The 18,049-nt window shown below is 39.2% G+C and carries 14 protein-coding genes; all 14 read right to left on the reverse strand.

Annotation, left to right across the window (positions count from 1 at the left end; translation table 11 throughout):
• Positions 1-103: 103 nt before the first annotated feature.
• Positions 104-589 carry a (2Fe-2S)-binding protein gene (locus ACZ9AO_RS25640; RefSeq protein WP_101225176.1) on the reverse strand — a complete coding sequence of 162 codons (486 nt, stop codon included), beginning with the start codon at positions 587-589 and terminating at the stop codon, positions 104-106.
• Positions 590-593: 4 nt separating this feature from the next.
• Positions 594-1,469: an FAD binding domain-containing protein gene (locus ACZ9AO_RS25645; protein WP_476111194.1), complete on the reverse strand. Its 876-nt coding sequence runs from the start codon at positions 1,467-1,469 to the stop codon at positions 594-596.
• A 51-nt stretch (positions 1,470-1,520) separates the two neighbouring features.
• The gene (locus ACZ9AO_RS25650; protein ID WP_476111195.1) at positions 1,521-3,941 is read right to left on the reverse strand and encodes a xanthine dehydrogenase family protein molybdopterin-binding subunit; all 2,421 of its coding nucleotides are present in this window, start codon (positions 3,939-3,941) and stop codon (positions 1,521-1,523) included.
• Positions 3,922-4,563 carry a nucleotidyltransferase family protein gene (locus ACZ9AO_RS25655; RefSeq protein ID WP_223305318.1) on the reverse strand — a complete coding sequence of 214 codons (642 nt, stop codon included), beginning with the start codon at positions 4,561-4,563 and terminating at the stop codon, positions 3,922-3,924. Before ACZ9AO_RS25655 ends, ACZ9AO_RS25650 begins: the two co-directional genes overlap by 20 nt.
• On the reverse strand, positions 4,550-5,608 hold the full coding sequence (locus tag ACZ9AO_RS25660) for an XdhC family protein (RefSeq protein ID WP_476111197.1): 1,059 nt from the start codon (positions 5,606-5,608) through the stop codon (positions 4,550-4,552). Before ACZ9AO_RS25660 ends, ACZ9AO_RS25655 begins: the two co-directional genes overlap by 14 nt.
• A 33-nt stretch (positions 5,609-5,641) precedes the next feature.
• Entirely contained in the window at positions 5,642-6,409 is a 768-nt protein-coding gene (locus ACZ9AO_RS25665; protein WP_476111199.1) for a response regulator transcription factor, read from the reverse strand.
• Between the two features lie 156 nt (positions 6,410-6,565).
• A complete protein-coding gene (locus ACZ9AO_RS25670; RefSeq protein ID WP_476111201.1) occupies positions 6,566-8,125 on the reverse strand; it encodes an AMP-binding protein in 1,560 nt (519 codons plus the stop codon).
• A 953-nt stretch (positions 8,126-9,078) separates the two neighbouring features.
• Entirely contained in the window at positions 9,079-10,476 is a 1,398-nt protein-coding gene (locus tag ACZ9AO_RS25675; protein ID WP_476111203.1) for a UbiD family decarboxylase, read from the reverse strand.
• Positions 10,477-10,493: 17 nt separating this feature from the next.
• The gene (locus tag ACZ9AO_RS25680; RefSeq protein WP_063575932.1) at positions 10,494-11,342 is read right to left on the reverse strand and encodes a R2-like ligand-binding oxidase; all 849 of its coding nucleotides are present in this window, start codon (positions 11,340-11,342) and stop codon (positions 10,494-10,496) included.
• Positions 11,343-11,398: 56 nt separating this feature from the next.
• Positions 11,399-12,550, reverse strand: a complete 1,152-nt coding sequence (locus tag ACZ9AO_RS25685) for an iron-containing alcohol dehydrogenase (RefSeq protein WP_476111205.1) — start codon at positions 12,548-12,550, stop codon at positions 11,399-11,401.
• Between the two features lie 17 nt (positions 12,551-12,567).
• On the reverse strand, positions 12,568-14,025 hold the full coding sequence (locus ACZ9AO_RS25690) for an aldehyde dehydrogenase family protein (protein WP_476111207.1): 1,458 nt from the start codon (positions 14,023-14,025) through the stop codon (positions 12,568-12,570).
• Positions 14,026-14,043: 18 nt separating this feature from the next.
• On the reverse strand, positions 14,044-15,378 hold the full coding sequence (locus ACZ9AO_RS25695; protein ID WP_476111209.1) for an MFS transporter: 1,335 nt from the start codon (positions 15,376-15,378) through the stop codon (positions 14,044-14,046).
• Positions 15,379-15,460: 82 nt separating this feature from the next.
• Positions 15,461-16,048: a UbiX family flavin prenyltransferase gene (locus ACZ9AO_RS25700; protein ID WP_101225185.1), complete on the reverse strand. Its 588-nt coding sequence runs from the start codon at positions 16,046-16,048 to the stop codon at positions 15,461-15,463.
• Positions 16,049-16,559: 511 nt separating this feature from the next.
• On the reverse strand, positions 16,560-17,834 hold the full coding sequence (locus ACZ9AO_RS25705; RefSeq protein ID WP_476111211.1) for a benzoate/H(+) symporter BenE family transporter: 1,275 nt from the start codon (positions 17,832-17,834) through the stop codon (positions 16,560-16,562).
• Between the last annotated feature and the right edge of the window lie 215 nt (positions 17,835-18,049).

The following is an 18,049-nucleotide window of genomic DNA, read 5'->3' on the forward strand; positions in this document are numbered from 1 at the left end:
GATCAAACACGATTGTTGCCGTTTGTTTTTCTGCATTTTTCTCTACCCGAATATGGTCATACGTTTGTTCTGTTATAGTCATTTGTTATTTCCCCATTTCTATTTAAGATGAGATCGCTGTTTTTTTATTTACAATCGTTTTCTCGATGGCATTAATGATACCGTCATATCCCGTGCAGCGGCATAAGTGGCCAGAAAGCATTTCTTTGATTTCCTTGGTAGAGGGATCTGGCTTTTTTTCAAGATAATCTGTTGTAGACATTAAGATACCAGGTGTGCAAAATCCACATTGAAGACCGTGGCATTCGACAAAGTTTTTCTGTAGATCTGTCAACTCACCATTATTTGCTAACCCTTCAACGGTTTTAATTTCGTCTCCATCTATTTGTACAGCAAACATGAGACAACTTCTCACAGCTGTGCCATTTACGTGTACGGTACAAGCACCACAAACACCGTGTTCACATCCAACATGTGTTCCAGTCAGTCCGCATACATCTCGGATAAAATCACTTAATAGCATTCGTGATTCCACTTCTTCTTGATAGACTTTGCCATTAATAGTTACTTCCACTTGATGACGTCCCATTTCTCTACCTCCTTGCCCTTTCATAGGCTTGTGTTAACGTACGCTTCGTTAAAACTTTAGCAAGATGTGTTCGATACTCTGCTGAAGCATGAAGATCTGATTCGGGCTCAACTGCTAATTCTACACTTTCAACTATTTTTCCTAGCAAAGAATCGGACAGTGTTTCCCCTATCATGAAGTCTTCTGCATCCTCTATTAACAAAGGAATGGCCTCAACTCCTCCAAGGGCTAATCTTATGGATGAAATCTTGTCATGATCATCAACTGTCATATAGCAAGAAGCAGCAACTAACGCGAAGTCCCCATGCCTCCTGGCAATTTCCTGAAACGAATACCCTCGTCTACCTCCAATGATTGGAATATTAATCTCCGTTAAGATTTCTGTAGGCATAATATCTGTCGTCAAATAAGTAACAAAGAAATCTTCTGCACTAACGTTTCGAACCTCATCCTTTGATGCAATTTGCACTGAACCGTTCAGTGTTAGCAAGGCAAGCGGGAGCTCGGCACTTGGATCGGCATGAACAATGCTTCCGCCAATAGTTCCCCTATTCCTTGTTTGCACATGTCCAATTTGGGTAATTGCGTCGGTTAATAGACCGCAAGTATTGGCTACCATTTCAGATTCCTCTACTTTACTTTGTCTTGTTAAAGTGCCTATTTGAAGTAGATTTTGATTTTCATCATTTTTAATATAATCTAGTTCTGTTAAGCCATTAATATCAATTAAGCACTTGGGTGAGGCAAGTCGCATATTCATAATGGGAACTAAGCTTTGCCCACCGGCAATGATCTTTCCATCTTCACCGGCTTCTTCTAAAAGATTCAATGCTTCATTTAGTGTGGTAGGTTTATAGTAATCAAACTTTGGTGGTTTCATAATTCCCCTCCCCTTCGGTAATCCTATTTTTATGAGATTCAGAATATTTGTTTAAGGAGCTGTCACTTTCTCCTTTGCCTCACTGAGTAACTTCCAAATTCGATTAGGACTTAATGGTAGCTCATCGATCATAATATCTAAATGGGCTAAGGCATCACTTACGGCATTGGCAATCGCCACCGGTGCACTCATGGTATTTCCTTCACCCAAGCCTTTGGCTCCTAAAGGAGTAAGAGGGGACGGAGACTCCGTATGTTTAATCGTTACATTAGGGATTTCTGGAGCAGTTGGGCATAAATAATCCATAAATGACCCCGTTAAGAACTGTCCATTCTTGTCATAAGCTAATTCCTCGTATAAAGCGCCACCAACCCCATGAGCCAGACCACCCATGATTTGTCCATCAGCAATCAACGGATTTAAAAGCTTTCCAGCATCATGAACGGTGAAATAATCTATTATTTTCACTTCTGCTGTATCCGGATCAATTTCCACGGTCACCATATCCGCAACAAATCCGTATGTGACAGAGGAATTGATCAGGTCGTTATCATCCGGTGGTTCTGCAGCCTGAGGTGTATAATAATGAGTTTCATAGATTCCTGGTTCCATTCCTTCAGGTAATGCAAGCGGATTCCAATGTGCTAGTCCTGCAAGGCGCTTGATAGGAAACTTTTTAGCAGGATTATCCCTTACGTAAATGAAACCCTCTCCCAGCTCGAGCTCAGAGACGTCTACACCAAGTTGAGAGGCAGTAATGTTAAAAAGTTTGTTCCTTACCTTTTGGGCTGCATAATAAATAGCGCTTGAACCTAACGAGGCAAACCGACTTGAATAGCTTCCTGAAGCGATGGACCAAGGACTAGTCGCTGTATCAAGTTCAGCGATTATATTTATTTGTTCCCTTGGTATCCCTAAAACTTCAGATACAATTTGGGCTGCCACAGTTTCGTGTCCTTGACCTGTTGGTGCAGTGCTAATTCTCACGTTTACACTTCCTAAGGGATCCATTGAAACAGTAGCCGCTTCTGATGCCCCTGATTTAGGTAAGGATTTCGCTCTTTCTTCTGGTGTTAAGGCAACCGTGATATATCCCATATTTGATCCGGATGGTTCGACGATACATGCAAGGCCGACGCCTAAAATTTTTCCGCTTTTACGAGCTTCTGCTTGTTTTTTTCTAAAGTTCTCATATTTCCCCGTTAAAAGGGCGAGTTCAAATGAATTCTCATAATCCCCACTGTCGTAAATTCCACCCGATGCTGTTGTGAATGGAAATTGTTGTTTTTTAATCAGGTTTTTTCTAATTACTTCAGAGTGGTCCAAAGAAAGTTCTTTTGCAATAAGCTGCATAATTCTTTCGAGGGCAAAGTACTGCTCCTGTCCCCCGTAACCACGGATTAGCCCGGTAGGTGACTTGTTTGTCATGACTGCAAACGCTTCAATATTTAAATTTGGTATATCGTATGCCCCGGTTGAGTTGGCATGGTTACGGTATAAGCAGGCTGGTTCTGGTGCGCGAATATAAGCACCAACATTATCCATCAATTTCATTCTTAAACCGGTGACCTTGCCATCATTTTTGACGGCGGCTTCAATGTAGGTCACGCGATCTGTTCCGCTCGCACTTGATGAAAGATGTTCCTGTCGATCTTCTATCCATTTAACTGGACAGCCGAGAAGTTTACTTGTGATGGAACAAAGAACGATATATGGGAAAAGCCCTGCCTTTATTCCATAACTTCCCCCAATATCCTTTGGAATGATCAGTCTTAATTTATTGCTGGGGACTTGTAAGGATTGAGCCATGATTGCCTGAATAATAAAGGGTCCATGAAAATTAGCATGAACATTATACTGATTATGAGCAGAATCATAATTTGCAACCACACCATATGTTTCAACAGGGGTAGCCGTATATTTCGGAAACTTATATTTATGTTTGACGATATGATCTGCTTCTTTAAAGGCTTTGTCTACATCTCCATAATGGAATTGACGATGATTGGCGATATTCGACCCAACATTTTCATGTAAAATCGGTGCATCCTCTTGTACCGTTTTCTCAATATCTACAATGGCTGGTAACTGTTTATAAGAAACTTTAATCTTTTCCATTGCGTCCTCGGCAGTATAACGATCCTTGGCAACTACAATGGCGACAGGTTCTCCAACATACCTCACCTTTTCGATGGCAAGAGGAAAATACTTAACTGGTGCCGTAACCCCAACACTAAATGGTTTTACATGGTCTTTTATGTCTTGACCGGTTACCACTCCCTTTACTCCCTGCATTTCTACCGCTTCAGTTGCGTCTATGGATATTATATAAGCATGAGGATGTGGACTACGTAAAATTGCCGCATAGCCTGTATTTGTTGTGTTACCAAGATCATCAATATAAGTTCCTTGACCGGTTAGTAGACGTTTATCCTCCACCCTCGTAGCAGACTTACCTATTACCTTTGTCATGTACAACCCCCCTCTTTTTAATCAATCTTTGATAATCGTCTATTGTGTCAACATCCGGAATAATGTGCTGATTCATTGGTGCATATACAACTTCCCTGCTAAATTTTTGAATGACGGACTTTCCACCACTATCTCCTTCTACCTGTAAAAGATGATGAAACATATCTCGTTTAAATAAAACAGGATGCCCCTTCTCGTTGTTTAAAAAAACCGACTGAACGATGGATGGCCTATTCTTTACTTGGTAGGTTTCAACAATTCTGTTTATTGAGCCTTCATCCATTTCAGGCTGATCGCCTAAAAGAATAACCATGGCCTCTACTTGTTGGGGTAAAGCTTCCAGTCCGACTTTAATCGAAGTAGACATACCTAAATGTGAATCATGATTCTCTACCACTTGTTTTATACCAGGAACAGATACCGCCTCTACCAACCCATTCACTTTTGGATTTATCACAACAACCACCCCATCAAGTACTGAGTGTAAACACGTTTCGATGACATGAAGAACTAGTGTTTTTTGTTGATAGGGCAAAAGCATTTTTGGAGTACCCATTCTAGTTGATAATCCCGAAGCTAAAATGATCCCCCAGACTTCATGATTCTTATCATTGATAAGCAATCACTCTCCTATGATCTCTATAGGTATACAAAAGTTCCTTACCCTTCGTTTGTTTTAAATGCATCGAATTACCACCACGATGAACATTAACCAATTCTGCAGCAATACTGATAGCAATTTCCTCAGGAGTTTTTGCACCAATATCAAGGCCTATAGGACTATAAATACGGTTTAACTGTATTTCATCAATAGTGAAATCGTTCATTATCGGTTGGAGCAACTGGTTTGTTCTGGTTGTTGGTCCTAAAACTCCGATATAGGGTACAGATGAAAGTAACAACGATTTTAGAACCAATTGGTCTTGAGTAAAATTGTGGCTCATCACAATAGCATAACTATGTTCACTTAATGGAACGGAAGTGGGGTGGTCTCGTTCATAGCATATTAATTCATCCGCTAAGGGAAAATTTCTTTTATTTACAAAGCCCGGTCGGTGATCTAATACATTTACAGTCCAGCCTAAATTTTTAACCGTCTTCACCAATGGAACAGCGTCTGGTCCTGCACCAAATATGTATAGGGTAGGAACCGGCGTAATATGGTCATAGAAGACTTCACTGTTATCTTTCATCTTAAGATCCACTGGTTTCCCAATTTGTAAATTGGAGTGAACCCATCTCTCACCGATCTTAGATTCTTCTTCATCACGAGTTATGGTTGCTATGATAATGGGCTGACTTGTTGTAAAAGCCTCTCTCATTAACTTGCTTCTTTCATGGTGACCAACAGGATCAAATAGCTCTATAAAAATCTCAATGGCTCCATTACACCCTACACCCAAGCCCCAAATTTGGTCTTCTTCGCCCCTGAAATCGTAATGGATTTTTTTAGGTTTTCCTGTCTGTAAAACTTCTTTTCCGTGCTCAAGGACATCACCTTCCACACATCCTCCACTTAACAAGCCTATTAACTCTCCATCTTCAGCAAAAAAACATTTCGCCCCTTCTTTCTGGTAGGTTGAACCTTCGACACGTATGACAGTGGCCAGAATTCCTCTTTTCTTTTCTCTGACACATCTGTCCATCTCATTTATTATGGTAATCATAACCACCCCTCCCAAAGTGAAAAAATATTTTTTTCACTTGATATCTTTTTTTCTTTCCCAGAAAAAATGCTCTCGATACTGAGTTGGAGTTTTTCCTTCTATTTTCTTGAATGTTGTTGCAAAGTAACTGGAATTTGCAAAACCGGTGTTATTAGCAATAACATCAATTGGTAGTGAAATCATTCTTAACATATTTTTTGCCTTCTGAACACGAATCCAAGATAAGTATTCTACAAATGTCATCCCTATTTCTTCCTTAAAGGATTTACTAAAGTAGGATGGGCTTAAATAAACCTTATCAGCAATATTTTTAAGAGTAAGACATTCATTGTAATGTAACTGAATGTATTGTACGGCACTTTGAATCGGTTTTCTTAAATCTAATTCGAACTCACCTTCATTTTTAACCGTCTGACTTATTTCCATTTTAATTATTGGTTTTAAAACACGATCGAATATGTTTAATAGCTGGTTTTTAGTAAGCGGTTTCAATAAATAAGCTGAAAAACCCGCATTAATGGCTGATTGGACGATTTCAAACATTTTTAACCCTGTAATTGCAATGATGGGTAAGTCTGGATAGATAAGTAGTACGTTTTTCCCAAAATCTATGCCATCCATGTTCGGAAGTGAAACATCCATTATAAGCGCACTTGGACGGGATTGTTTAAGCATCATCATAGCCCGTTGTGCGTTATTAGCTTCATAAATACGAAGAAAGTTATAGTCGCTATTTTCAACAATATGACGAATATTGCTTATACAGCTTTGGTCTGTATCAACAATTAGCAGCTCTGCCATAGGACACCTCTTTACTTCTATGTAAATCTATTATAAAAATATTCAGAAATAATTAGTTTTAATTTTTTAAGATGAGAGTTATAAAAATTTAACCACTTTCACTAGAGTTAGAAAATACATCTTTTCAACACTCTCAGCGGAGAGATTTATTTTATATCAGCCTACAGAATCGCTTTGATTTTGTAGTGCCTCAAAATCACCCTCACGTAATTTTCGGCGTAGGATTTTCCCAACGGGACTTTTTGGCATTTCCTTAACAAATGTATACTTTCTTGGTCTTTTATAGTTCGACATGTTAGGATACCTTTTACAAAACTCATCTAACTCTTGTGCTGTAACCGTTTCGTTTTTAGAGACAATATAGGCGGATACGATTTGTCCCAATCGATCATCCTGCTCTCCAATAACGATAGCTTCCAAAACGTTTGGATGTTGTGACAGACAATCTTCAATTTCTAATGGATGAATATTTTCTCCCTCAGAGATAATCATATCGTCAAGCCGACCAACAACGAATAAATCGCCGTCTTCATCAAGAAAACCAATATCTCCAGTAAAATACCAACCATTGCGCATCGCTTTAACAGTAGCATCCGGGCGATTCCAATACCCCTTAAATGCTTCATCGGAATCTAAATTTGAAATTATTTCACCAATTTCTTCTTTCCCAACTATATCTTCGGGAGTAGAACGACCGTCGGGATCTGCCTTTACAACACGAAGATTTTGGTGAATACCTGGTTTACCTACACTGCCTGGCTTTTCAGATACATTAGGACAAATAGAAAACGTATATACTTCTGTACTGCCGTAATGATTTACAAATACCTTTGGTTTAAGTAACTTCACACATTGATTTACTAATGTAGTGGTCATTGCAGCACCTGCATATCCAACTTTTTCAAGCTTGGATAGGTCATATTTATTGAAGTCTGGATGTGTTAGCATATCATGATAAAGCGTAGGGATTAAATAAAGGGAAGAGATTCTTTCTTTGTAAATAATCTCAAGTGCATCTCCAGAATCAAAGTCTGGCAAAATAGCAATTTTTCCATTTAATAACGCCATGGTAAGCAGTGACCGAACGCCCATTGTATAATAAAGCGGCATTACTCCTAGTGTACTTTCCCACAACTGGTACTGATTTTGGACGATATGTGCCATTGCTGAGGCATATTCATTCCTATGGGTACGTGGTACTCCCTTTGGACGTCCTGTTGTTCCTGACGTGTATAACATGATTGAAATATCATTTTCATCTATAGTAGGCTTTTGATAGCTACCTGGGCTTCGGTCTACTAGTTCAGGATAAGAAATATCTACACCAATATAATTCTCATCACCTATCAAAATTGGCCTTTCAGAAAAGTTCGATCCTAAAACGGCATTTTGACTGGCTGATTCATAGACGACAACTTTCGCTTCAGCATCGTTTACACAATACTCGAACTCTTTAGTGGATAATCGGTCATTAAGCGGAGTATAGATCGCACCAAGTTTTTGTAATGCCCAATAAATGATTACATTTTCAACTCGGTTCTTTAAGATGACTACAACACGATCCTGCTTCTGAATGCCTAGACGCTGCAAAGAGGCTGCAATTTTTTCTATTTCCTGTTGTAATTGGACATAAGTATAGCGTTTTTGGTCTTGAACTAAAGCGATATGGTTTGGGTAGCGTTCAACTGCAAAATCGAATAATGTACCTAAATTCATTTTACATCTCTCCTTTTCCCCTTGAGTTGTTTATCTTATCTAAATCACTTTTTGACTCGTTTTTTAATTCTAAGAAAGGCTAGTTGTGGTTTTTAGCATGGAGGCTGTTGCGGGTATTATCCTTGAGTCAGTTGATTCCAAGGCCCCCCACACCTTTTACGATTATTCGATAAGATAAGATATAGATTTACAACCGAGTAGCCACCCTTCACAGCTACACAACTATAGAAATATCAGCTTAATACATATTTTCTATTTTCTTTAACAAGCTCTATTTTTTCACCAATGATGCATATTTTAAACACCTCTGAATCTACTCCCTATACTGTTCAATTTCTGCTGACAATTTTAAACTCCCTATACCTTCCATCATGAATACCCCCTCGCTTTATATTACTTTACTAAAATAACATATGATAGAAGAGTTATGTTTCAAAAAAATTTTAAAATTAAGAATGCATCTTTAAATTTATTAATAGACATAATAATCGATAACTTACTTTTGGTATTCATTATTTCACTTTCCTCATATCAATATTTTCCTTAGTACAAACAATGTACCTATATTGGATCTATTAAAACTGCAAAAAACAAGCCAAGTTCCATTTATAAAAAAACCTAGGCTTCCTGTTCCTTATAATTCCATTTAGAAAAGGTAGTTTAGTTGTTTTGATAGTAAAGAAAAAAATAAAGCATGAAGCCGTTTATTTTTCCAGAGACTTTGCAGGTCTTTTTCACCCAGTGAATCAAAGGCATACTATTCAACATGAATTCAAAAGTTTGACTAATACTTTTTGTGCAGGTTTGCTTACAATTACAATGAATAGAGAAGAATATGAATGATAACTTGTAGGAAATGAGCGAAGTGTTTTTTGATTTCCCATGTTGAAAAGGCTGACACCAAAAGGTCATGCACTAAGCCTTTTGAGTCAGCCACAATTTTTTCATATTTTTTAGAAGTCTATATCTCCTTCAAGATGAACTGATTGAATCAATTTATCAGGATTTATGTAATCATCTAGATTACATTCATTGTAGCCGGGAATTTGAACTCGCAAGTATTGCATTTCTTCACTGTCTAAGGGGATTGTACAGTCAAATCCCATCTTCGAGCCCACTCCATCACGTGTTGACGGGTCAAGCTTCGAACTTTGTGCTTCATGAACTACCACTAAGTCTCTGTCTGCTTGAAAGCGGGTTGCGATTGCCCATTCCACTTCTTCCATATTAAAAATATCAACCTCTTCATCCGTTACGACGACATGTTTAATATCAAAACTGTTAGCAAGTGCTGCTAAAATTGCATTTTTGGCTTCACCCTCATTTCTTTTATTAATGGAAACAATGGCATGATACCGACATGTTCCACCAGGGCTCATATGAACCGCTTTTACGGATGGAACTGTCTGTCGAATGCTCTGAAAGAGACTTGCCTCACGAGGGATGCCACCAAGCAAAAGATGTTCGTAACCCGCTGGGACAATGGTATAAAAAATCGGGTTGTTACGGTGAGTGACAGCCGTAATCTCAATCACCTCTTTGTCACTGCGTGGTCCATAGTATTTTGGAAATTCTCCAAAAGGGCCTTCAGGCTCTCGAACATGTGGAAGAATTTTTCCTTCTAACACTAATTCCGCGTAGGCCGGTACATCGATATCTACCGTCTCACAACGAACGACTTCCAACGGTTCCCCCCGAAGGGCGCTTGAGATTTCCAGTTCATCTACCCCGAACGGAGTACTTGCTTGTGACGCCAGTAACGTCACCGGATCGACCCCAATGACTATCGCACACTCCAGTGGTCTTCCCGCCTCTTCAGCCTGTTTATACAAATGAAATGTATGGCGAGGCAAGATTAGGGCTCCTATCTTATTTCCCCCGGAGATTTGGAGACGATGAATTGAAACGTTCTGCTTTCGAGTTACTGGATCCCGAACAATAAACAACCCAGCTGTGATGTAATTACCTGAATCTTTCTCATGGTGTACCGGAATTGGTAACATCTTCATCAAATCGATATTATCCAGAATAATATTTTCTTTAATTGGCGCTTGTTGTTTGTTTAGTGCTCGACAAGGAACGGGAGATGCAACTGCTTCGGTAAATTTTGAAATAACGCCATATTGGTCTGTTTCCAACGCCTCTGCAAAATCTTCACGTGTTGAACAAATTCCTGATACAACCGGAACCTGATAATCTTCTACACTAGTAAAGTATGTTGCTTTTTTGCCATCTAATTTCTTAGCTATTTTTGCTATTTCATACTGTAAGCTAACTTTTCGGTCAATTACCGCCAACCGTTGAGTTGCTTGCAGATGCTCAATCCAGGTGCGAAATGTCTTAGCTTTCATAAAAAAAGATCTCCTCCTTATATAGCAACTGAAGTTCCTAATATATCCTTTAGTCTGCGTTCTAACATTTTAGACACTCTTTCACGGCCTCGAACTTCAGGTGGAGTTGGGTATTCCCTACCATCTACAATGACAGGTTGATCATATCGAACCAAGATAAGAGGAAGGTATTCTTCGTATAACGCACGAATTCTCTTGGCATGTTCTGGTTTACGGGCAAACAGCTTTAGCATACGAAGTCCAAAGCCTACATGCCGACCTTCGTCTTCCTTGATTCGGGCAAATCCTTCACTCAAACCAGGCAATAGTCCCTTACTTCCGTATACACCTCGAAACACATCATATCCAGTCATCGCTTGAACACCTTCTATTATTCCTTGGTAATGGGTTAACCCTTCTACAAGTGCAGCCTCACGTTCCTCTTCTCCTTGTTCAAGAGCATTCAGCATTACTTTTACACGATTATCAAGTTTCTGCTGAACCATATTTTTCACTGAAGGAATTCGCTCACGACCAATTACTTCTTTAAAATAGCGCATAAAAAACTCAGTATGTTTAAATTCCTCGAGCAATTGAGTACTAAGGAATGCCTGTTGTTCTGTAGAGGTACCTAACATGATCCAGGGACAAAACTTTAAGGCAACATTTTCTTCAGCATCGAGAAATCCTGTACAAAAATGAATAAGATATCCTTTAAGGTCTTCATCAAGCGCTTCAAAATCCCTTTTATCCTGGCTAAGATCGATAGCAGCAGGATCCCAAGTCCCAAAACGAATCGCTTTTCGATATAAGTCCCATGCCACTTCATCCGTCGTCTTATCAATACTAGGGATTAGCTCTTCAGTTTTATCGATATTTTCTGTCATTACAATGACCTCCAATTTTATAATAGAATTAATAGTCTTTTAAAAAAAATCAAACTTTAAAACAGTTCTTTCAGTAGATCCAAAATCTCTTCTTCTGTTGCTAGCCAAGGATTAAATTTCCACATTCCACTTTTCAGGGAGTCGTGTGCGATCCCCTTAAGGTGCTCTTCTTTAACCCCCACCTGCTGCAATTTCTGTGGAAGCCCGATATCGTTTCGTAATTTAGTCACATCTTCTATTAATTGGTCTGTAATCTTCCAATCAGGTAACGATGGATCAGTTACTCGAAAAACGCTTGCCATTTCAACATGCTTATTGACCAGGGATATCGAATTACGGCGGATAACCTCCGGTAAAAGCAGACCTATTGCCACTCCGTGACTAACATGGGCATATCCGCTTAACGCACTTCCAATGGCATGTGTCAAACCGAGGAATGATTGATTGAATGCCATACCGGCCAAGAGACTAGCTTCTGCCATTTTGATCCTTGCCTCTATATCATTTCCATTAAATACGGCCCGACGAAGGTATTTGCTAACAGTTCGCATGGCTGATAATGCAAGTGCGTCACTGGCAGGCTGGGATATCCGTGACACAAATGACTCTGCCCCATGTGCAAAGGCATCAAATCCTGAGGCTGCTGTAATTTTCGTTGGTGCAGTCATCGTCATTTTAGGGTCCACTATACTTATATCCGGTGCGATGAATGGGCTCGTTACCGTAACTTTTCGATTCTCCTCCCAATCCGAAAAAACAGCAAACATGGTCACTTCACTTCCGGTGCCGGATGTCGTAGGTATTGCAATGAGAGGAATATTGGATGATTGCTTAATAAGATTTACTCCTGCATAATCACGAATACTCCCTCCATTTCCAGCTATTACACGAACGCCTTTGGCTGTATCGATCGGACTGCCCCCGCCAATGGCGATTAAAGCATCGCATTCTTCCTGTTGAAACCCGTGAGCTGCTTTGTCAACGGTTTCAACGCTCGGATCTGGTTCCACATCATCATAAATCACATAAGAAATGTGATTGTCCTCTAAGATTTTTGTTACATTTTCGATTAACCCTGATTTTAAGACACCGTTATCAGTAACGATAAAGGCACGTTTTACTTTAAAAGGTATATTGTTAAGTTCGTTGATTTTGTTATATCCAAAATAAATCTTTGTGGGAAGATGAAACTCAAATGATTGATACATAATAGATAGATTCCCCCCTATTCTTCTATTTCAATATTAATATGTTTTGTTTCGGTATATTCCATTAATCCTTCAATTCCCCTTGTACGCCCAATTCCGCTCTCTTTATAACCCCCAAATTCTGCCTGTGGGTAATTTTTGTTATAGGTATTAATCCAAACCGTTCCGGCCTCCACCTTTTTCGCAATTCTCACAGCTCTGTTGACATCCTTTGTCCAAACGCCAGCAGCTAAACCGAAAATTGTTCCATTAGCAAGTGAGATCGCTTCTTTCTCGTCCCTAAAAACTTGTATGGCCAGCACGGGCCCAAAAATCTCTTCTTGTGCTATTCTTGATTCATTTGGCACCTGATCAAAAATGGTTGGCTCAATATAATACCCTTTATCGTAATCTCCACCGGTCAACCTATTACCACCCGTAATAAGTTTTGCATCTTGTCTTCCAATCTCGCAATATTCCAAAATTTTATTAAGCTGTTCTTCCGAGATGACAGGTCCCATATCGGTTGTTTCAATTAACCCGTTACCAACTTTCAATTTTTCAGCCTGTTTACGCAATCCTTCTACCACTTCTTCATGAATCGACTCATGAACAATCACTCTTGATCCAGCAAAACACATTTGGCCGGCAGTAATAAAGGCTGATTTTGCAACGGCTTGAATTGCTTTGTTTAGGTTTGCATCAGGAAATATTATATTAGGAGATTTCCCCCCCAGTTCAAGAGCAAGTTTCTTAACCTTTTCTGCTGCTTTTTTCATTAAGTTTTTGCCAGTAGTCGTGTCACCTGTAAAGCTGATGGCATTAACATCGGGATTTGTAGTCATCTCATCCCCAATAACCTTTCCCGGACCAGACACGATATTCACAATTCCTGGTGGAAAGTCGCTATTTTCCTCGATTAATTTGACAATGGCAGTGCTGATAAGTGGTGTTCGACTTGCCGGTTTTAAAACCACTGCGTTTCCTGCAGCAAGGGCTGGAGCAACCTCTCGAATCATTAGCATAGCCGGCCAGTTCCAAGGTGAAATAATCCCTACTACTCCAATCGGCTCTTTGTCAATGATGCCATATGATGTGGTGGAAAGATTTATCGACCTACCGAATATACTTCGAGCCATACCTGCAAAATATTTTAACGTATCAATACAGGCGTCCAATTCTATACGAGACTCCTTTATCGGCTTTCCGTTCTCTGTGGTTAAAATTCTAGCAATTTCTTCTCTATTTTCCTTCAATTTATAAGCCCATTGCATCAAAGCATCAGAACGTCGCGAAGAATTTGAACGCCAGTCGGATGTATGAAATGCTGCCTTCGCCAATTTAATTGCCAATTTAATATCTTCTAATCCCGATTTCTGTGACTCTCCAACAATCTCACCTGTAGCAGGATTTACGGATGTCATCGTTTCCCCAGTTTTGGCTTCTTGCCAATCGCCATTAATATAATTTCTAGTAATCTCTAATTTTGCAATCACTATTTACGGCCCCCGTTTCTATTTGAGATTGCCTTTTGTTTCTGGAACAATGAGGCTTCCAATAATGTAGACAAGAAAAATTACAATCACAAAATACATAAGTGTGTACGGTATATTTTCAATCGAACCGCTTGCTAATGTTACGAAAGTTGGCATCATACCGCCAATTGCAAATCCCATATTCCATGACAGTCCTGTACCCGTAGACCGTATTGATGTAGGAAAGCGTTCATTAAGAAAAATTAACACAGGTGCATAAGCAGCATTTCCTAAAAACACCAGACCCATCGTATTCAAATAAATCGAAGTCGTTGTAACAGCATCGGCTAATGCTAGATAAAAATATGGAAGTCCGACGATATTTAAACATCCAATAACTAAAAAGGTCTTTTTTCTTCCAATAATTTCACTAAGTTGTCCGAACAGTAAAGCCGAAATTATCGTGACAATACTTGAGACAATGAGAACACCTGATAAAACTTCTGAAGATACATTGTTAACTACTTTTAGAAATGTGGGAATAAAACCAGCTGTAAGGTAATAACCTGAACCACCACCAATAACAATCATTAGATTCACAGCTATAACTCGGAAATATTTTGTAAATAAGGTCTTAATAGGAGACTGCGGTATTACATCCTCTTGCCCTTTTTCTTCATTCTCTTTACGTAATTGTGCCCAAAGCGGAGACTCGTTAAGTGTTCTAAATACAAGTAGACCAGCTACTGCACCTAAAATCCCTGTAAAGAACATGACTCTCCACCCCCAATCATTAAACGCTTCACCAGGAAAAAAAGCAGAAACGATGGTAAATGTTAGTGAAGCGAATAGTGCTCCTAACCCGGCTCCTCCCCCACCTATAAGACCAGACATCAATCCGCGCCATTTAGGCGACGCAGATTCTGTTCCAATTGTATGTGTAGATGCCACGACACCGCCGACAAAGACCCCTTGAACTAATCGTAGAATTAAAAAAAGGATTGCAGCAGTCACACCAATTTGTGGGACAGTAGGCAAAAGACCAAAGGCAGCTGTACTAACACCAACCCCTACCACAGAAACAATCATTGCTTTCTTTCGCCCGTTTTTATCTGCATAAGATCCAAATATTGCCGACCCAAGAGGCCGCATCAAAAGCGTTACCCCAAAAGAAGCATAAACAGCAGCTAAAGAAAGCGTAGGGCTGGTTGTAGGGAAAAATAGTATACTAATTGTGGGAGCCACAAAAAGTAGAAGAAAAAGATCATAAAGATCGAAAGCCCACCCTAATAGTGACGCTGTCATTGCAGAGACAACCTGACGTCTGTTAACGATTACATTTTCTTGTTCAGAATGAGCGACTACATTAGACATTAGAGTACCTCCATTTTTTCATATCATGTTTTGAGTCATGTTAAACGGGAAAAATAGTATATTAATACCCAAAAAATAATGATTATAGATTGGTTATTATTTCGTCTTTATTGAGTCCCGACCACCGTTCAAAAAGTCGAGCATCAATACCAAACTGATCTAACGCCTTACCTACACTTTGATTAACAATATCATCTAATGATGTTGGCTTATGATAAAAACTAGGAACAGGAGGGAGGATTACCGCACCATTCTCCGCAGCTGATTGCATTAGCCGCAAATGCCCTAAATGCAATGGTGTTTCACGGACCATTAGAACCAACTTCCTTTGTTCCTTCAAAGTTACATCAGCAGCTCTAGTGATTAAATTATCATTAAAACTGTTTGCGATAGATGATAGAGTTTTAATAGAACATGGAGCAATGATCATCCCGTCAACATGAAAGGAACCACTTGAGATGCTTGCACCTATATCATTTGAGTCATATACAAAACTGCACAGTGATTTTACTTGTTCCACCGAGTATTCTGTTTCATATTCGATGGTTTTTTCAGCAGAGGAACTAATAATTACATGACTTTCAATTTGAAGTTTGTTTAATGTCTCAAGACATCTAATACCGTAAATGGATCCACTTGCCCCTGATATACCTATAACAATTTTTTTCACTCTGTTTCCTCCTACATTTGAAAACGACTTTTTGGATCATGCACTTTGAAGCGGGTAATCAATCCACTTTTGTTAACTGCACGCTTTTCAAAGTTCCCCCTTTCAACTTTCAATATTCATCTTTTATATTTGCAAGTTTCATGCCATTAATAAACTGTTTAAAATTCACTCTTTCCTACCCATTAACCATCCAACTGGAACGAATGACGTTACAACTGGAACCCCTGCAGTTCCGCTTTTCTTGAAGACTAGGGTAAGGCTCGAACCTTACTGGATGGCAAATTTCAAATAAACAAAAAACGTTTGCTCCATTCTGAAACTTAGACACCGTTCAGATGGGCAATAATTTTACCTTTTACACCTTGTGAACTGCGTAATATATAGTACTGATTCGAGTCGGTACCTTTCAAAATTGAAGTAAAAAAGGATATCCAACTGTGATTGTTTAATATAAAAAGCCCTTCTCTTAATCGAGAGGGCTTTTATTAGAGATTAATGTTTATTATTTATTTCAAACTCCTTGAGAAACGTTAGAATCTGTACTATTTTTACTTTGTTGAACAATGATGGTTTTAAAATCAGGCTTTTCAATAATTAGTGAAACAGCAACACCACCCATTATCGCCCAGAATGGAGAGCTTATATCATAAAAATGGACTCCTGACATCGCAATGATAAGGGCAAAAAATGAACCAAATTGGAATTGGGGTTTAGAAAACGCTTCTTGTAATGAACTTAAAAGAACTCCCATCATAGCCAGTCCTGCAACAGTGCTGATTAATACTTTCGGCATTGCAGCTACAAAAGGCATGATTGTACCTGCAAACAATCCAAAGGTAGAAAATAACACACCACATACAACCACTGCTGCATATCTTCCTTCCATTTGACCAGCTTCTTTTGATGCACAGATTGCTGTCATTGACCCCGCAATATTCGCATTATGACCTCCAAAAAAAGACGTAATACCCCCGCCAATTCCGCTTAAAATCGTCATCTCATTAACCGGTGGTTTATATCCTTGGGTGTTTAACACACCTGTAGCCTGGGCATTTTCAGCACCAATTACTAAAAGTGCAAGTGGGATGCCCATTGAAATAATCGCGTCAATATTGAATGATGGAGTCACTAGTTGAGGAACGACAAAAACGGAACTCACATCTTTCACTTGGAATTCTCCCATCCAAACCGATAAAATGATAGCAACAGCAAATGATATTAAAATAGGTGGAAATTTTTTTATATAACGGAATGAGAGAAGATACACGAGGATGGATGAACCTGCAATTATTGGTGCTTTTTCGAGGGATGCAATCATCTCAGTTCCGAAACTAATCATTGTTCCAACGACCATCGACATAACAATTGGAACCGGAATCCAGTCCATAACTTTACCAATAACCCCTGCTATCCCTAACATAAAGACAATGAGACCTGCTGCCAAATAAGCACCAGCAGCTTCATTTAAAGAATAGTTTGACAGTGAACCTACAACAAGTATTGCACCTGGAATTGAATAAGCGCCAGCAATCGGCTGCTTATTTCTTACGGAGATGAGTATTCCTAATATCCCACCAAAAAAATATATGGCAAATAACCAAGAAATCACTTGTGTTTGAGTTAATTCGCCATTTGATGCTCCGTTTATTATAATTAGCGACGGACCAGTACAGCCAAAAATTGCTGCCAGCGTTCCTGCACTAACTGTTCTTACATTTAAATGACTTAATAAACCTTTCTTGTTTTCAGAACCCTTTTTTAGCTGCATACCTTCAATCCTTCCCATATCGTTCTATTAACTTCCCTGAATCAAACATGATTTAAAGCGACTTTTTCTTGATCTAAAATGAGAATCACCGGCAGAGGCTGCCGGTGACTCTCATTTTATTACTTCCCTGTAAAAACTGGTTTTCTCTTTTCTACGAACGCATCTACGCCTTCTTTAAAGTCTTCTGTTGTGCGAAGGAGGCCGTAGGCTTTCCCTTCCATTTTCAATCCGAC

The sequence above is a fragment of the Peribacillus sp. TE19612 genome (assembly GCF_056279465.1).